The 16544-nt window shown below is 52.2% G+C and carries 13 protein-coding genes; 8 read left to right on the top strand and 5 right to left on the bottom strand.

What is annotated here, in order from left to right; translation table 11 throughout:
- Window positions 1-2 precede the first annotated feature (2 nt).
- The 4 genes from HV213_RS16990 (at window position 3) to HV213_RS16975 (ending at window position 7460) form a co-directional block, all read left to right on the top strand.
- On the top strand, window positions 3-1952 hold the full coding sequence (locus HV213_RS16990; RefSeq protein ID WP_181482607.1) for a DNA topoisomerase III: 1950 nt from the start codon (window positions 3-5) through the stop codon (window positions 1950-1952).
- Between the two features lie 303 nt (window positions 1953-2255).
- Window positions 2256-3956, top strand: a complete 1701-nt coding sequence (locus tag HV213_RS16985; RefSeq protein WP_181482606.1) for an Hsp70 family protein — start codon at window positions 2256-2258, stop codon at window positions 3954-3956.
- Complete coding sequence (locus HV213_RS16980; RefSeq protein WP_181482605.1) at window positions 3953-5986, top strand: J domain-containing protein; 2034 nt, start codon at window positions 3953-3955, stop codon at window positions 5984-5986. Before HV213_RS16985 ends, HV213_RS16980 begins: the two co-directional genes overlap by 4 nt.
- A 22-nt stretch (window positions 5987-6008) precedes the next feature.
- Complete coding sequence (locus HV213_RS16975) at window positions 6009-7460, top strand: J domain-containing protein (protein ID WP_181482604.1); 1452 nt, start codon at window positions 6009-6011, stop codon at window positions 7458-7460.
- 108 nt (window positions 7461-7568) lie between these two features.
- On the opposite strand, the gene HV213_RS16970 is transcribed toward HV213_RS16975, so the two are convergent.
- Entirely contained in the window at window positions 7569-8549 is a 981-nt protein-coding gene (locus tag HV213_RS16970; protein WP_000019403.1) for an IS5-like element IS5 family transposase, read from the bottom strand.
- Between the two features lie 53 nt (window positions 8550-8602).
- Between HV213_RS16970 and HV213_RS16965 the strand changes: the two genes are divergently transcribed.
- From HV213_RS16965 to HV213_RS16955, 3 genes are read left to right on the top strand one after another with little or no spacing between them, the layout of a single operon-like run.
- Window positions 8603-9352 (top strand): tetratricopeptide repeat protein, encoded by a 750-nt coding sequence (locus tag HV213_RS16965; RefSeq protein ID WP_181482603.1) that lies wholly within the window; start codon window positions 8603-8605, stop codon window positions 9350-9352.
- 53 nt (window positions 9353-9405) lie between these two features.
- Window positions 9406-9678 carry a J domain-containing protein gene (locus HV213_RS16960; RefSeq protein WP_181482602.1) on the top strand — a complete coding sequence of 91 codons (273 nt, stop codon included), beginning with the start codon at window positions 9406-9408 and terminating at the stop codon, window positions 9676-9678.
- 26 nt (window positions 9679-9704) lie between these two features.
- A complete protein-coding gene (locus HV213_RS16955) occupies window positions 9705-11864 on the top strand; it encodes a tetratricopeptide repeat protein (protein WP_181482601.1) in 2160 nt (719 codons plus the stop codon).
- Between the two features lie 40 nt (window positions 11865-11904).
- On the opposite strand, the gene gdhA is transcribed toward HV213_RS16955, so the two are convergent.
- Together gdhA and HV213_RS16945 are read right to left on the bottom strand one after the other, a co-directional pair.
- Window positions 11905-13248 carry an NADP-specific glutamate dehydrogenase gene (gdhA, locus tag HV213_RS16950; RefSeq protein WP_181482600.1) on the bottom strand — a complete coding sequence of 448 codons (1344 nt, stop codon included), beginning with the start codon at window positions 13246-13248 and terminating at the stop codon, window positions 11905-11907.
- 182 nt (window positions 13249-13430) lie between these two features.
- Entirely contained in the window at window positions 13431-13841 is a 411-nt protein-coding gene (locus HV213_RS16945) for a pyrimidine (deoxy)nucleoside triphosphate diphosphatase (RefSeq protein WP_181482599.1), read from the bottom strand.
- Window positions 13842-13927: 86 nt separating this feature from the next.
- Between HV213_RS16945 and HV213_RS16940 the strand changes: the two genes are divergently transcribed.
- On the top strand, window positions 13928-14599 hold the full coding sequence (locus HV213_RS16940; RefSeq protein ID WP_181482598.1) for a CDP-alcohol phosphatidyltransferase family protein: 672 nt from the start codon (window positions 13928-13930) through the stop codon (window positions 14597-14599).
- A gap of 339 nt (window positions 14600-14938) precedes the next feature.
- On the opposite strand, the gene HV213_RS16935 is transcribed toward HV213_RS16940, so the two are convergent.
- Together HV213_RS16935 and HV213_RS16930 are read right to left on the bottom strand one after the other, a co-directional pair.
- Window positions 14939-15160: a hypothetical protein gene (locus HV213_RS16935; protein ID WP_181482597.1), complete on the bottom strand. Its 222-nt coding sequence runs from the start codon at window positions 15158-15160 to the stop codon at window positions 14939-14941.
- 63 nt (window positions 15161-15223) lie between these two features.
- Entirely contained in the window at window positions 15224-16522 is a 1299-nt protein-coding gene (locus HV213_RS16930) for a rhodanese-like domain-containing protein (protein WP_181482596.1), read from the bottom strand.
- Window positions 16523-16544 lie beyond the last annotated feature (22 nt).

The raw sequence follows: 16544 nt of genomic DNA, 5'->3' as shown, positions 1-16544 counted from the left end.
TCATGCGGCTGTTTATTGCGGAAAAACCAAGTCTTGGTCGCGCCATCGCTGAGGTGCTGCCAAAGCCACATCGTAAAGGTGACGGCTACATTGAGTGCGGTAACGGACAGGTGGTCACCTGGTGTATTGGCCACCTGCTGGAGCAGGCCCAGCCTGACGTTTATGACGGACGCTATGCGCGATGGAACCTGCTCGACCTGCCCATCGTGCCTGAGAAGTGGCAGCTTCAACCCAAACCGTCTGTGACCAAACAGCTTAACGTGATTAAGCGCCTGCTCGGCGACGCCCAGGAAGTGATTCACGCGGGTGACCCGGACAGGGAAGGTCAACTGCTGGTAGATGAGGTGCTGGACTATCTACAATTGGCGCCGGAAAAGCGCCAGCAGGTACAGCGCTGCCTGATTAACGACCTTAACCCGCAGGCGGTGGAGCGGGCGATAAACCGCCTGCGTGCCAACAGTGAATTTATTCCGCTGTGCGTCTCGGCGCTGGCCCGCGCCCGCGCCGACTGGTTGTACGGGATCAACATGACTCGTGCCTATACTATTCTCGGGCGTAACGCGGGTTATCAGGGCGTGTTATCCGTCGGGCGCGTACAGACCCCGGTGCTTGGCCTGGTGGTGCGCCGCGATGAAGAGATTGAAAACTTCGTCGCTAAAGATTTCTTCGACGTGAAGGCGCATATCGTCACGCCGAAGGATGAACGCTTTGTTGCTAACTGGGTGCCAAGCGAAGCCTGTGAGTCATATCAGGACGAAGAGGGGCGCTTGCTCCATCGTCCGCTTGCCGAACACGTTGTTAAGCGCATCGAAGGCCAACCGGCGACGGTGACCGCTTATAACGACAAGCGGGATTCCGAGCCTGCGCCACTACCGTTCTCGCTTTCCGCGCTACAGATTGAAGCCGCGAAGCGCTTTGGTTTTAGCGCACAGAATGTGCTGGATATCTGTCAGAAGCTGTATGAAACCCACAAACTCATTACCTATCCGCGTTCGGATAGCCGCTATCTGCCGGAGGAGCATTTTGCCGGTCGTCATGCGGTGCTTAACGCCATTAGCGTGCACGCGGCAGACTTGCTACCGCAGCCGGTGGTGGACCCGGAGATCCGCAACCGCTGCTGGGATGATAAAAAGGTCGATGCTCACCACGCTATTATCCCTACCGCGCGCAGTTCGCAGGTTAAGCTCAGCGACAACGAGGAAAAGGTCTACGGCCTGGTTGCTCGTCAGTACCTGATGCAGTTTTGCCCGGATGCGGTGTTTCGCAAATGCCAGATCGATCTCGATATCGCCAACGGCAAATTTATCGCCAAAGCCCGTTTCCTGGCGGAAGCTGGTTGGCGAACGCTGCTGGGTAATAAAGAGCGCGATGAGGAAAACGACGGGACGCCTCTGCCGATAGTCGCGAAAAGCGACGAGCTGTTGTGCGAAAAGGGCGAAGTCGTGGAGCGTCAGACCCAGCCACCGCGTCATTTCACCGACGCGACGATTTTGTCTGCAATGACCGGGATTGCCCGCTTCGTGCAGGATAAGGATCTGAAGAAGATCTTGCGTGCGACGGATGGTTTGGGTACGGAGGCAACCCGCGCCGGGATTATCGAGCTGCTGTTTAAGCGCGGTTTCTTGACCAAGAAGGGGCGCTATATTCACTCAACCGATGCCGGGAAGGCGCTGTTCCATTCGCTGCCCGAAATGGCAACCCGTCCGGATATGACTGCCCACTGGGAGTCGATCCTGACGCAAATCAGCGAAAAGCAGTGCCGTTACCAGGACTTTATGCAACCGCTGGTTGGCACGCTGTTCCAGCTTATCGACCAGGCGCGCAGTACCCCGGTTCGCCGCTTCCGCGGCATTGTCGCACCGGGCGATGGTAAGAAGAAGAGCGCTCCGCGTAAGCGAACGGCGAAGAAATCACGGCCAGCAGATGAGGCGGGCGGAGAGGCAACAGCATAGGTTTTCTCCCCTGGTGGATGTGAACCGCCGGGGGAGAAAACGCTGATCATAAACGTCATTCAATCTGTAAATACCCCATTTTAAACATTCACATTCCTCAACTTAAAATTATTACTCTTAATGATATATTTTTCTCGTTTATATATTAAATGATTGATTTTCTATTGTCTGGAATTTTAGGGGCAGAATTAAAAATTAGTCTTTGCCAAATGCTTTGGTTTATTATCGGAAAGCTGATGGTGGGTTAATGTTTTACGCTGACAAGCCTTTTGGGATCTGTATATATATAAACAGGGATGATAAATGATTATTGGAATAGACTTAGGTACGACAAATAGCCTGGTAGCAGTATGGCAGGAGGGAAATGCGGTATTAATTCCTAATGCATTGGGTAAATTCCTCACCCCAAGCGTGGTCAGTATTGACGATGACGGCATGGTGCTGGTGGGCGAAGCGGCCCGCGACCTGCAACTGGTGCGCCCGGCAAACTGCGCGGCGAACTTCAAGCGGATTATGGGCACCTCGCAGACCATTATGTTGGGCAAACAGGCCTTTCGTCCGGAAGAGCTTTCCTCACTGGTGCTGCGCCAGCTAAAAGAAGATGCCGAGAATTTTTTGGGTGAACCGGTGACGGAAGCGGTGATTAGCGTTCCCGCCTACTTTAGCGACGTGCAGCGTAAAGCGACTAAAATTGCCGCTGGTATGGCCGGGTTGACCGTTGAGCGCCTGATTAACGAACCGACCGCCGCCGCGCTGGCCTATGGGCTGCACAATCAGCAAGATGAGCACCAGTTCCTGGTTTTTGACCTTGGCGGCGGCACGTTTGATGTCTCTATCCTGGAATTATTCGACAATATTATGGAAGTGCGCGCCAGCGCCGGGGATAACTTCCTCGGTGGTGAGGATATCGTGGATATTCTGGTCGAGGCCTTTCGCCATCAGCAGGAATTCCCGGAAGAGATCGAATGGCGGGAGCCGACTTTACAACGGCAGCTACGCGTAGAAGCTGAGCGGGTTAAGCGGGCATTAAGCCTGCGTGAAACGGCCATTTTCAGTGTGGAAATCGAGAATGAGCGTTATCAGTGGCAAATCACCGAGGCGGATTTTGAACTGCTGCTGGAATCATTCTTCGACCGCATTCGGGAACCGCTGGAAATGGCGATTCGTGATGCGCGGCTGGATATCTCGCAGCTGGACCAGGTGGTTCTGGTGGGCGGAACCACGCGGATGCCGCTAATTCGCAAGCTGGTGGCGCAACTCTTTGGCCGCTTGCCTGCGATGCATCTGAACCCGGATGAAGTGATTGCCCAAGGAGCAGCGATTCAGGCAGCGCTCAAGGCGCGCAATCGTGAACTTGAGGATGTGGTGGTCACCGATGTTTGTCCCTATACCCTGGGTGTCGATACCTCAAGGTCGCTGGGCCACACCCGAGAGTCAGGTTATTTTGCGCCGATTATTGAGCGCAACCGTAGCATCCCCTGTAGCCGGATGCGGGATTTTTATACTGTCAATGATGATCAAACCAACGTCGATTTTAAAATCTACCAGGGCGAGAGCCGAATGGTGGAGGACAATATCTTTCTTGCCGAAATGTCTATTGCCGTGCCGCCAAAACCGGCTGGGCAGGTCAAAATAGAGGTTCGTTTTACCTACGATATTAACGGTCTGCTTGATGTTGATATTCATGTACCGTCAACCGGCAATCGCAGCAGCCTGCTTATTGAACAACATCCGGGCGTATTGACGGAAGAGCAGATAGAAATATCACGAGCTAAGCTTAGCGCGCTGAAAATCCATCCGCGCGACGAGCAGGTGAATCGGGCGCTGATGGCGCGTCTCGATCATCTCTATCAGTTGAGCCTTGGCGATGCCCGTGAATGGGTCAGCGAGTGCTCGCGGAAGTTCAGCTATCTGCTGGAAAGGCAGGAAAGCGATCAGATCGCAGCCTTTCGTGAACAGGTTAATCAAATTCTCGATGGTATAGATACGGACCGCCTGCTATGAACTGCTGGCAAATATTAGGTCTGGAGCCGGGAGCCGAGGCGCGCGAAATTAAACGCCGCTTTGCGCAGTTGGTGAAGGTTACTCGTCCGGAAGATGACCCGCAGGCGTATCAGCGACTGCGTGACGCCTATGAAGCGGCGCTGGCCTTTGCGGATGATCATGGCCCGCAGATTAACGTTAATCCTGGTGCCGCAGCGAGCGTTACGCCAGTTGTTTTGGCGCGCGCTACACCTGTTAGCCCGCCGCCACCGGTTATCCGGGAGAATGGCTGGGCAGACGTGCTCGAAACCCTGTTTGCGGAAAATACACGCCTGCCAGACGCTGCCGACTTGCAGTTAGATCAGGCGATGGTGGCTCTCGTCGCGTTTGACCTGCATTCGCATCTGCAGTTTGAAACCACGCTGATGGCAAAGCTGGCGCGGGACCATCGTCCTTTGTTGATGCTGACGGCGGCGGAAAAGTTTAAATGGCATCTGGTGACGGATAAGGATGATACTGGTGCGCGAAACACCATTAATGACCATTGCCTGATCTATCGGCGCATTGAGCGGGATATTGCGCCGCTTTTTTTTAACGGCATGAGCTGCATTGAGGAAGTAGAGTGCGGCGAAAAGCTCTACGCTATTTTTGCCGCACTGGAGCATGATGCGCAAAGCCTGCAATGGTTTGATACCGCCGTACTGCTGAAAATAGCCGGGCTTGTGCTCTCTGCTGATTATCTGGGCATGATAAGTGAAAAAATCAGGTGGACGACGCAGACGGAGAAAATACAGAGAGCCCAAAGTTTAGATGAGGAAAAGTCGGTACTGGTCTGGAATCTGAATGAGCGATTCCGTGCTCTGGCATCTATTCATCAATCCGCGTATCAAAAAGTCGTGCGCGCGCTTCAACTGGAATCGGATGGTTATCATGTCTCGAAAGTCTTGTCTGCGCGTCTTAAAGCCGCTGAGCAGGGCGATATCGAAGCCTGTTTTTCCATCGGAAAAATGTATTACGGTGGTTTTGGCGTTCTGCAAGATGAGTCGCAGGCTATGCACTGGTATTTACGCGCCGCAGAGCAGGGACTGGCGCCCGCTCAGTATCATCTTGCCCAGCTTTATGAACGAAAACGTAATAACAACGCGGCGTTTCAATGGTACAGCAAGGCAGCGGAGCAAGGCCATGCGAGCGCGCAGTATGCGCTGGGTCGTTTATACACAGGCGGTTTTGGGGTCACCCGAAATCGTCAGCAGGGAATTTTATGGTTTTCCCGAGCGGCGGAACAGAATGATGATTATGCGCAATATGCGCTAGGCGTTATCTGTCTTGTCGGCGACGGTATCGACTCGGATTGCCTGCGGGCATTTGGACTTTTTCGTCAGGCTGCGCTACAGGGGAATGCCGCAGCGCAGCTTGAGCTAGCGCATCTGTATTACAATGGGCAAGCGGTAGAACGCGATGTGCAGCAGGCGCTGGTCTGGTATACCAAAGCCGCAGAGCAGAATAACGGCGACGCGCAATATTGGTTAGGTAAAATCTATAGTGAAGGAGAATTAGCGCTCCCCGATCGCCAAAAAGCATTGACCTGGTACAACAAAGCGGCGGAGCAGGGATCCGGTGAGGCGATGTTTGAGCTGGGGTGTTTTTATTACCGCGGTGAACATATTGCCGCTGATATTGAGCAAGCGGTTCACTGGTTTTCAGAATCGGGTCAGCGAGGTGTGGCGCAAGCGGCATTTACCCTCGCAGAGATTTATGCCACGGGCAAAGATGGCGTAAAAAAAGACGAAAGCAATGCCTGCTACTGGTATGAAAAAGCCGCCAGATTAGGTTCCGTCGAAGCGCAGAACCAATTTGCTGCGATGTATGCCCTCGGTAAAGGTAAAGCGCAAAATTATCTTGAGGCCTGGGCGTGGATAATTATTGCTGGTGGTGACAATCCGTATCTTGATAAAGAAACCGTGCGGCAAGAATTATCAAATGACGAGCTCGCTGAGGCGCAGGCGATGGCGACAAGATATATTCGTATGTTTCAACTCAAAAAAGCGTGAATACAGGGAAAGGAGTTCCAATATGACATGCTGGGAAATATTAGGCCTGACGCCGGGCGCTGAATCGCGTGAAATTAAACGCCGCTTTGCGCAACTGGTAAAGGTTAACCGCCCTGAGGACGATCCGGCTGTCTATCAGAGATTACGCGATGCCTACGAGCAGGCGCTATCTTGTGAAGAGAATCTAATCAGTGATAACGATGTATGGGACGATGAAGAGGCAGTGTCGAAGCGCGTCACGCCTACGCGTATTAGATTTCCGACAGTAAATATATCAGCTCGCATCCATCATCAAAATCCCATCGTGGTAAGCACGACGCTAAGCTGGCAAAGCGTGCTTGACGATCTATTCTTAGTCAACGAGAGCAGGCCTCAGCAGGCTGAAACCCAGCTAGCTGATGCTGTCGCCAGGCTTTCCTCTTCCGACCTGAAATCACGTTTACAGTTTGAGGAACATCTGGCTTTAAATTTGAGTCGGGTATTTCGTCCTTTGTTGACGCTGGCGGCGGCAGAAAAATTTAAATGGCATTTGACGTCCGGGGGCAATCATCAGGCCGCCTGTTGCGCCATTAATGACAAGCGCACGCTCTGGTTACTGATTGAAGCGGAAATTGCACCGCTGTTTTTTGCTGATATGTCGGTGATTGATGAAATTGAAAGTGGCGATCGGCTTAAACGTATTTATCAGAACTATGTTGATGATGCGGAAAATAGACCATGGTTTGATGCCGTAGTATTAATGCAAATCGCCAGATACGATCTCTCCAGTGCATTTCTGGGTTTTTGGGTCGAGAAGCTTGGATGGTCAGTTAAGACAGACAAAAATATTCGTTGCTGGTCAGTTGCTGAACGTTTTTATGCGTTAGAGATAATCCATCCACTGGGGTATGAAAAACTGTGCGCTGCTATCAGCGCAGCCGACGGCGTTTACCATACATCGAAAACATTAGTGAGTTATGCCAAAGCGGCGGAGCAAAAGCATGCGATATCACGCTATAACCTGGGACTGCTCTATGAGCAGGGAGAGGATGTCGAACAGGATGAGAATCGCGCTTTCTTTTGGTTCTCCTGTGCAGCAAAACAGGGGCATGCCGATGCACAGCATTCATTAGGCGTTTGCTACCGCGAAGGTAAAGGGACAACTCAGGATTTTCAGCAGGCTATCTATTGGTTTATGAAGAGCGCAGTGCAAGAAAATGTCTATGCGCAATATGATCTTGGTCGAATTTATATCGACGAAGCCTCGGGTATGCAAGATTATGTAAAGGCATTTTATTGGTTCCAGAAAGCGGCGCAACAGGGATTTGCTCATGCCCAAAATCATCTGGGCTGGTTGTATTATAACGAAACAACAGGCAGCAGAAATTACCAGCAGGCGTTGAGATGGTTCACTTTAGCTGCTGAGCAACATTGTGATGTTGCCCAATATAATCTAGGGAAGGTGCGAATAAGCGGGGAAATTCTTCTCGGCTGACTCAGTCATTTCATTTCTTCATGTTTGAGCCGATTTTTTCTCCCGTAAATGCCTTGAATCAGCCTATTTAGACCGTTTCTTCGCCATTTAAGGCGTTATCCCCAGTTTTTAGTGAGATCTCTCCCACTGACGTATCATTTGGTCCGCCCGAAACAGGTTGGCCAGCGTGAATAACATCGCCAGTTGGTTATCGTTTTTCAGCAACCCCTTGTATCTGGCTTTCACGAAGCCGAACTGTCGCTTGATGATGCGAAATGGGTGCTCCACCCTGGCACGGATGCTGGCTTTCATGTATTCGATGTTGATGGCCGTTTTGTTCTTGCGTGGATGCTGTTTCAAGGTTCTTACCTTGCCGGGGCGCTCGGCGATCAGCCAGTCCACATCCACCTCGGCCAGCTCCTCGCGCTGTGGCGCCCCTTGGTAGCCGGCATCGGCTGAGACAAATTGCTCCTCTCCATGCAGCAGATTACCCAGCTGATTGAGGTCATGCTCGTTGGCCGCGGTGGTGACTAGGCTGTGGGTCAGGCCACTCTTGGCATCGACACCAATGTGGGCCTTCATGCCAAAGTGCCACTGATTGCCTTTCTTGGTCTGATGCATCTCCGGATCGCGTTGCTGCTCTTTGTTCTTGGTCGAGCTGGGTGCCTCAATGATGGTGGCATCGACCAAGGTGCCTTGAGTCATCATGACGCCTGCTTCGGCCAGCCAGCGATTGATGGTCTTGAACAATTGGCGGGCCAGTTGATGCTGCTCCAGCAGGTGGCGGAAATTCATGATGGTGGTGCGGTCCGGCAAGGCGCTATCCAGGGATAACCGGGCAAACAGACGCATGGAGGCGATTTCGTACAGAGCATCTTCCATCGCGCCATCGCTCAGGTTGTACCAATGCTGCATGCAGTGAATGCGTAGCATGGTTTCCAGCGGATAAGGTCGCCGGCCATTACCAGCCTTGGGGTAAAACGGCTCGATGACTTCCACCATGTTTTGCCATGGCAGAATCTGCTCCATGCGGGACAAGAAAATCTCTTTTCTGGTCTGACGGCGCTTACTGCTGAATTCACTGTCGGCGAAGGTAAGTTGATGACTCATGATGAACCCTGTTCCATGGCTCCAGATGACAAACATGATCTCATATCAGGGACTTGTTCGCACCTTCCCTAGGTATATTTTATCGTGATGGCCTGTCTGGCCCGATTAACTATCAATTAGCCTATGATTATTTTCTTAAAGCCGCACAGCAAGGATATGCTCCGGCGCAAAATGAAGTTGCATTAATGCATTATCAGGGGCGAACAGTTAAACAAAGCTATCAAATAGCCCTCGAATGGTACAGTAAATCTGCAGTACAGGGTGATGCTGTTGCGCAATATAACCTTGGGCAATTATACAGTGATGCAGATGTTATGAAACCAGACTACGCGCAATCAATATATTGGTTAACGCAATCGGCAAAACAAGGATATTGTGATGCCCAGTTTAAACTAGGGTTCATGTTTTTTGAAGGCACCGACGTTCATCGCGATATGCAAAAATCCATATTCTGGTTTAATGCTGCAGCCCGGCAAGATAATGTTGATGCTGCCATCATGTTGGGTAAGATCTACATGCGCGGGGAGGATATGATAGCAAAGGATTACAGCTCTAGCTTATTCTGGTATGAAAAAGCCGCAAAGCTTAAGCATTCAGGTGCGCAAAATATGGTTGCATTTATGTATGCTAACGGTTTTGGAACCGATGTGAACTATATTTTGGCTTGGGTATGGATAATGATTGCGGCGACTCCGCATCCTGAAATAGATAAGGCTAAGATTCGCCGTAAATTATCCGTCAGAGATTTAGCTGAAGCGGAAGATATTGCTCATCAATATATTAGAAGATATCAGTTAAGGTAAATACGGTGATATCGAGGGATGGGTACTGAGCCATGGAAGGGAGGTTTACAGGTATGACATGCTGGGAAATATTAGGTCTGACTCCGGGCGCTGAACCGCGCGAAATTAAACGCCGCTTTGCGCAGTTAGTGAAGGTTACTCGTCCGGAAGATGACCCGCAGGCGTATCAGCGGCTGCGTAATGCCTATGAGTCGGCGCTAAGCTGGGAAAAGAGAGATGATTTTTCCCGGCTGAAGAAGAGCGAGATAACGTTCATATTCGTCAAGATCTTGCCGATATCCCTCAGCCGAGAGTACAAACCCAGCGACTATCGCCGGGCGCGGTGAGCGCTTCGTTGAGCTGGCAAAATGTTTTGGAACGCCTGTTTCTGGCGAATGAAAAGCTCCCGGAAAATGCGCAGAAGCAGCTAGAGAGCGCCTTGTACGAACTTGAGCTTCTGGACCTGAAATCGCGCATACGTTTTGAGGAAGAGCTACTGATCAACCTGCACCAGCTATCTCGTCCATTACTGATATTAGCTGCGGCAAAAAACTTCCGCTGGCATCTGGTTGCGGGAGGCGCTCAGGCCAGTATTCAGACGACGATAAACGAAGGCTGTATTCTGTATCGTAAAATCGAAACAGAAATTGCACCTTATTTCTTTGCCGATATGTCGGCTATTGATGAAGTTGAATGCGGCGATAAAATTAAAGATAGCTATTATTCCTTACGGGATAACGATAAAAGTAAGAAGTGGTTCGATTTCGCGCTACTGATGCAGATTGACCAGTATTCGCTGTCGGCACCGTTTTTATGTCAGCTCATAGAATTGATTGAATGGTCATATAAGCCAGAGAAAGACGTCCGTGAGTGGTCTTTATCCGACCGTTTTCATACTCTGGCCGCCGTGCATAAACAAAGTTATCGAAAGTTAATTACTGCGATGAACGTGCAGAATAATGGTTACGCATCGTCAATGGTGGTTAGCAGCTATCTAAGAGCCGCAGAGCAGGGCCATGTTTTCTCATATAACAAGCTCGCGGGAAAATATTATGTTGGCGCTGATGTTGAAAAAGATGATATCCAGGCGGCGTACTGGTTTATGCGTGCGGCGGAGTCAGGGCATATTTCTGCCCAGCACAACCTTGGGACCCTGTATCGCGATGGCGTTGGCGTTGAGGCAAATGCGCAAGAAGCGTTTAAATGGTTTATGCAGGCCGCGCTGCAGGGCGATGACAAGTCGCAATATGCCGTGGGGTTTATGTATGAGTCTGGTTCCGGTATCGAGCAGAATCAGACGTTGGCGTTTGAGTGGTATCTGAAGTCCGCTGAGCAGGGACATAACTGGTCACAGCTTGAAGTGGCAAAGATGTTGCGTAGCGGAACGGGCGTTGAAGCGGATCTGGCTAAGGCTTTTGCCTGGTGCGTTAAAAGCGCAGGGAGTGGGTATGACGCCGCGCAAAGTCAATTGGGGATTATGTACTTTCATGGCTGGGGCGTCGCGCAGGATTATCACCAGGCCAGGAAGTGGTATCTCAAGGCGGCGGATCAGGGGGAAAATACCGCGCAACATAATCTGAGTATTCTCTACCGGGACGGGCTGGGGGTGGAAAAAGATCTCCAAAAATCGTTTGAATGGTGTTATCAATCGGCTATCCAGGGCTTTGTGAATGCGCAAAATGAACTTGGACATAAATATTATTACGGGCAGGGCATCCCGCAGAATTACACCCTGGCCTATGAATGGTTTAGTAAAGCCGCGGAACAAAATGATTCTTGTGCGCAATTTTATCTTGGTGATATGCATCGGCTCGGGAAAATTACCAACAGCGATGTGAAACAGGCGTTTTATTGGCTAAGTCTCGCGGTCGAACAGAACTACAGCCATGCGCAATTTGCCCTTGGGATGCTCTACCTTGACGGTGTTGGTGTGGAGCAAAACAGTCGTATAGCCTTTCATTATTTCCATGCCGCTGCGTTGCAAGGGATCGCAACAGCACAAAATAGAGTGGCCATTATGTTTGAAGATGGAAATGGCGTGAATCAGGATTTCCATCAGGCATGCAACTGGTACACGCTCGCGGCGGAACGGGGCGATAAGGACAGCCAGTTTAACCTTGCGCAGCTGTATAAAAATCACTTTTCTGATTATCGTCAGGCCGTTTACTGGTTTACGCAGGCCTTTGAGCAAGGTCAGGATACCGATGCGGCATTTATGCTGCATAAGATCTATCTGGAAGGCGGCGAGGGCGTGGATAAGGATGAGGAACAAGGTTTTACCTGGTGCGTGCGGGCGGCGCTCAGGGGCCACAAACAAGCTCAGGATGCGCTTTCTACGCTATATCACCGTGGATGCGGGACCGAGAAAAGTAACGTCGATGCCTGGGCATGGGCGCTTATTTATGGCCCGGTGGGGACTAAGTTGAAAATAAAAAGAGCGATGTCACCTGAGGAAATTGCAGAGGCGCAAGCGCTGGCAAAACAATTAATAATCCAGTGCGAACTGGAAAGCAGCTATTACCCATTGCCATAAAAATAACGCCTCACCCATCAGGTGAGGCGTTACCGGTGCCTTAAATCACACCCTGAGCCAGCATAGCATCAGCGACCTTCACGAAACCGGCGATATTCGCGCCGCGAACGTAGTTGGTCTGCTTCGCTTCGCCGCCGTATTCCACGCAGGCGTGGTGGATGTCCAGCATGATGTGGTGCAGACGCGCGTCAACTTTCTCCGCTTTCCAGCCCATGCGCGCGGCGTTCTGCGCCATTTCCAGACCAGAGGTTGCCACGCCACCGGCGTTAGCCGCTTTACCCGGCGCGAACAGGACGCCCGCGTCGAGGAACAGGTCGGTTGCCGCGATAGTGGTTGGCATGTTGGCGCCTTCCGCGACGGCCTTCACGCCGTTAGCAATCAGCTGACGGGCGGCATCGACGTCCAGCTCGTTCTGCGTTGCGCAAGGCAGCGCGATATCCGCCTGTACGCCCCACGGCTGCTTGCCTTCAAGATAGGTCAGGCCGAACTCGCGGGCGTAATCGGCTACGCGACCGTGGCTGCGCTCTTTAATGTCGATCAGGCGGGCCAGTTTTTCTTTGGTGAAACCAGCTTCGTCAACCACGGTACCGTTAGAGTCGGAAGCCGTAATTACCCGCGCGCCAAGCTCCATCGCTTTCTCGATGGCGTATTGCGCCACGTTACCTGAGCCGGAAACCGCGACGCGAGCGCCTTCGAAGCCTAAACCGTGACGCTTAAGCATCGCTTCGGTGAAGTAGATCAGGCCGTAACCGGTTGCTTCCGGACGAATCAGGCTGCCGCCGAAGGAGAGGCCTTTACCGGTGAACACACAGGCGCTGTTGTTGGAGAGCTTGCGCATCATCCCGGCCATAAAGCCCACTTCACGACCGCCTACGCCGATATCGCCGGCAGGGACGTCGGTATCCGGACCTAAATGACGATACAGTTCGGTCATCAGCGCCTGGCAGAAACGCATCACTTCGCCGTCGCTCTTGCCTTTAGGATCGAAGTCGCTACCGCCTTTACCGCCGCCCATAGGCAGGGTGGTCAGGGCGTTTTTGAAGGTTTGTTCAAAACCGAGGAATTTCAGAATCGACAGGTTTACCGATGGGTGGAAACGCATACCGCCCTTGTACGGGCCGATGGCGGAGTTGAACTGCACGCGCCAGGCGCGGTTAACCTGAACCTGATTACGGTCATCAACCCAAACAACGCGGAACTGGATAGCACGCTCTGGTTCAACCAGACGTTCAAGCAAATTCAGCTGACGATAGCGCGGATTTTCCTCAAGGAAAGGCCACAGGGTGGTCATCACCTCGCGGACTGCCTGAGCAAATTCAGTTTGATTTGGATCGCGCTGTTGAACGCGGGTGAGAAATCCTTCCAGAGTGCACGTCTGATCCATTGATATAAGTTCCCCTTATGATTGTGATTGCATTTATTTATTATGGTTCGGCTCTTGAAAAGGCCGATTTTCCGACTATACCACCGGGAATCGTTAGTTAAGCAAGGAAAAATTGCCCAGAAAGCAAAATTTATAATTAGGCTTTGGTCATAATCAAAAACGATGACAATAGCCTGACAAAATTAGCGGGAAAGGAGAGATGCGCGTTGGGCGATAAAGGCTTCCAGCAGGGGGATATCGGCTGGCGCAAGATTGAAGGTTAAGGCTTCCTGCGGCGAGCACCAGCGTAGCTGGCTGTGGTAGTGGGCTGTTGGCTCGCCGCTAAAATGCGGGACCCACCAGGCGTGAAGGTGAATCAGGCGGGCGGAGACTTCGCGCTGATGGCTGGCGATATAGCATTGCGGTTGGGCGACGATCCTGAGTTCTTCCTGAAGCTCACGGGTCAGCGCCTGAGCTTGTGTTTCGCCTGGCTCGACTTTACCACCGGCAAATTCCCACATCCCAGGCTGATCGGCCTGCGCTGGTCGCTGCGCCAGCAAAATTTGCCCGTCACGTTCGATAATGGCGGCAACAACATCAATGGTTTTTAGCATGTGAATCATCGTTCTGTGCGGGATAATGGCCTATTATCACCGCCTTCGTGCCGTTCAAACAACCCTAAACCCGCTGGAGAGACTCCGTGCTTGACCGCCATTTGCATCCTCGACTGAAACCTTTGCTCAACGCCACGGCCGCATTGCTGGACCGTCCCGCGATTTCCCCCGATGGCCTGACGTTGTTTGGCTTTGCGATTGGCGTGCTGGCGCTGCCGTTTCTGGCGCTGGGCTGGTATCAGGCGGCGCTGGCGGCGATAGTATTCAACCGCCTGCTGGACGGTTTAGACGGTGCGCTGGCCCGGCGGCGTGGGCTGACCGACGCGGGCGGCTTTCTGGATATTTCGCTCGATTTCCTGTTTTACGCGCTGGTGCCGTTTGGCTTTATCCTCGCCGACCCGACGCAAAACGCGCTGGCGGGCGGCTGGCTGTTGTTTGCTTTTATCGGTACCGGCAGCAGCTTTCTGGCCTTTGCCGCGCTGGCGGCGAAGCATCAGATAGATAATCCAGGCTATGCCCATAAATCGTTTTATTACATTGGCGGTTTGACCGAGGGGACGGAGACCATTGCGCTGTTTGTGCTGGGCTGCCTGTTTCCGGAATGGTTTGCCTGGCTGGCGTGGATTTTTGGCGCCCTGTGCTGGCTGACGACCTTTACGCGGGTGTGGAGCGGTTATCTGACTCTAAAAGAAAATCAGCGCCAAAAAGAAAATGATAGCGCTCGCGGTAAGGTAAACCCGAAGGTAATTAACTTATAATGCTGCCTAATACCAGGCCAAAACCTACCCCAGCGCTGATAATTATCGTCAGGATCGCATAGCGCCATATACGACTGTATTTGTCGAACGCGTCGGGGGAGGATGCGTATTTAAGCCATGTTTTCCGTGCCGCAACAATAATGATCACTGTGGGCCAAACCACTATGCATGTCAGAAAAAGATTAAAAACATTTCCGGTATAGTTCAATTTCGTCGTCCTTGACCATATATCGCGCCGGGTGAATTCAGCACCCGGCAGCAAAACTTATACGACTCTAAAAGATAATCAGCGCCCACAAGAAAATAACCGCGCTGGTGGTAAAGCGAATCAGGAGTGAATTAGTTTGTAAGGCTGGCTAACACCAGGCCAAAACCCACCACAGCGCTAATAATTATCGTCAGGATCGCATTGCGCCATACGCGCCAGTGTTTGCCGAAAGTGTCGGGATCAGACTTATGTTTATACCAGGTTTGCCATGCAACAGCGACAGTGGCCACAATGGGTAAAACCACCATGAATGTCAGAATAAGATTTTCGATATGATTGGTATTAATGGTCAATTTTGTAATCCTTTATCATTAACGTGCCGGGCAAATCCATCGCCCGGCATCAAAGCCACGATATCACTCTGGTTTACGATCGCCAGTCGCAATCGGGTTTTTCGGATTACTGCTCCATTCGTACCAGCCGCCGTCGTACACCGAGACGTTTTGCCAGCCCATTGCCCGGGCGTACATAAACGTTTCTGAGGCGCGCCAGCCGGTGCCGCAGTAGAAAGAGACCTGCTGGCTCGGCAGAATATTCCATGATTTCCACATCGCGGCGATATCATCGGCGCTGCGCATGGTGCCGTCCGGATTATGGAAATCCTCCATATGGGTAGAGTCGCTTCCGGCGTGGCCCCAGCGGGCACCGGCAATCTCACCCATCGGCTTGATGTAGCTGTAGCCGCTGGTGGTGCCAATAAACTCCGGCCAGGAACGAATGCTTACCAGCGAAGCGTCCTGACGATGCAGCAGGGCTCGAGCCTGTTCGGTATTGAGCATCAGCTGTGGCTGACCCGGAATAGTCGTGCCGAAGTCCGGCTCGGATTTCTGTTTCGGCGGCGTTCCGCGTTCAACCGGCAGCCCGGCATCGGACCAGGTTTTCCAGCCGCCATCGAGCAGGCGCACATCTTTTACCCCAGCGTACAGCATGATCTGCGCCACGCGGGCTGCGGCATATACGTCCCGACCGTACAGAATCACCGTGGTGTCATGGCGAATACCGTGTTTTGCCAGCATCGCTTTAAGCTGCTCGTCGGAGACTTTATTCCACAGCGGCTCGCTTTCAACCTCGTTGGTGTCGATATAACCGGCACCTGGAATATGGTTGAGCAAATAAAACTTCGGCGCGCCCCAGGCGGCTTCAATCACCTTCCATTGCCCGGCAGGGGCGGCAGTCACCTTTTTGCCTTGCTGGAGATCGTGCAGCCATTGCGGATAAACCAGTTGCTCAAAATGTGGCAGTTTTTGCAGACGATCTGCCTGGCTCAGGGCATCGCCGAGCGCGCTGAGATGGGTAAATCCGGCGGCCTGAAGCCGTGCTGCCACTTTGGCGTTGTCGTCCGCATTGCCGTACAGCGCAATCGGCGTTGCCGCCTGTAAATTATGTTGCTTAGCCCAATCGCGGATCTGCTCGTCGCTCATGGCGCTAAGCCAGTTGGCGGAAAGATTCAGCGCCTGCGGCTCATGGCCTTGCGTGCCGTTGGCGTTTTGCGGCCAACCGTTATAGAAAGCGCTGAGACGGGTATCAATGGTGACGCCATTCTGCTGTTGCAGGGTGGAAAGCGTGAGCGTTGGCATGGTTTCAGCGGCGAGAGTGGAAGTAGCAGCAAGCCCCATCAGCAGGGCGAGTGCGGTCAATTGAGAAACACGTTTCATCGAAATGCCCGACAGTAGAAAA

The organism is Klebsiella sp. RHBSTW-00484 (assembly GCF_013705725.1).
Classification (GTDB): Bacteria; Pseudomonadota; Gammaproteobacteria; order Enterobacterales; family Enterobacteriaceae; genus Klebsiella.
The sequence above is the reverse complement of the archived record's forward strand: the minus strand, read 5'-3'. Positions and strand labels throughout refer to the sequence as shown.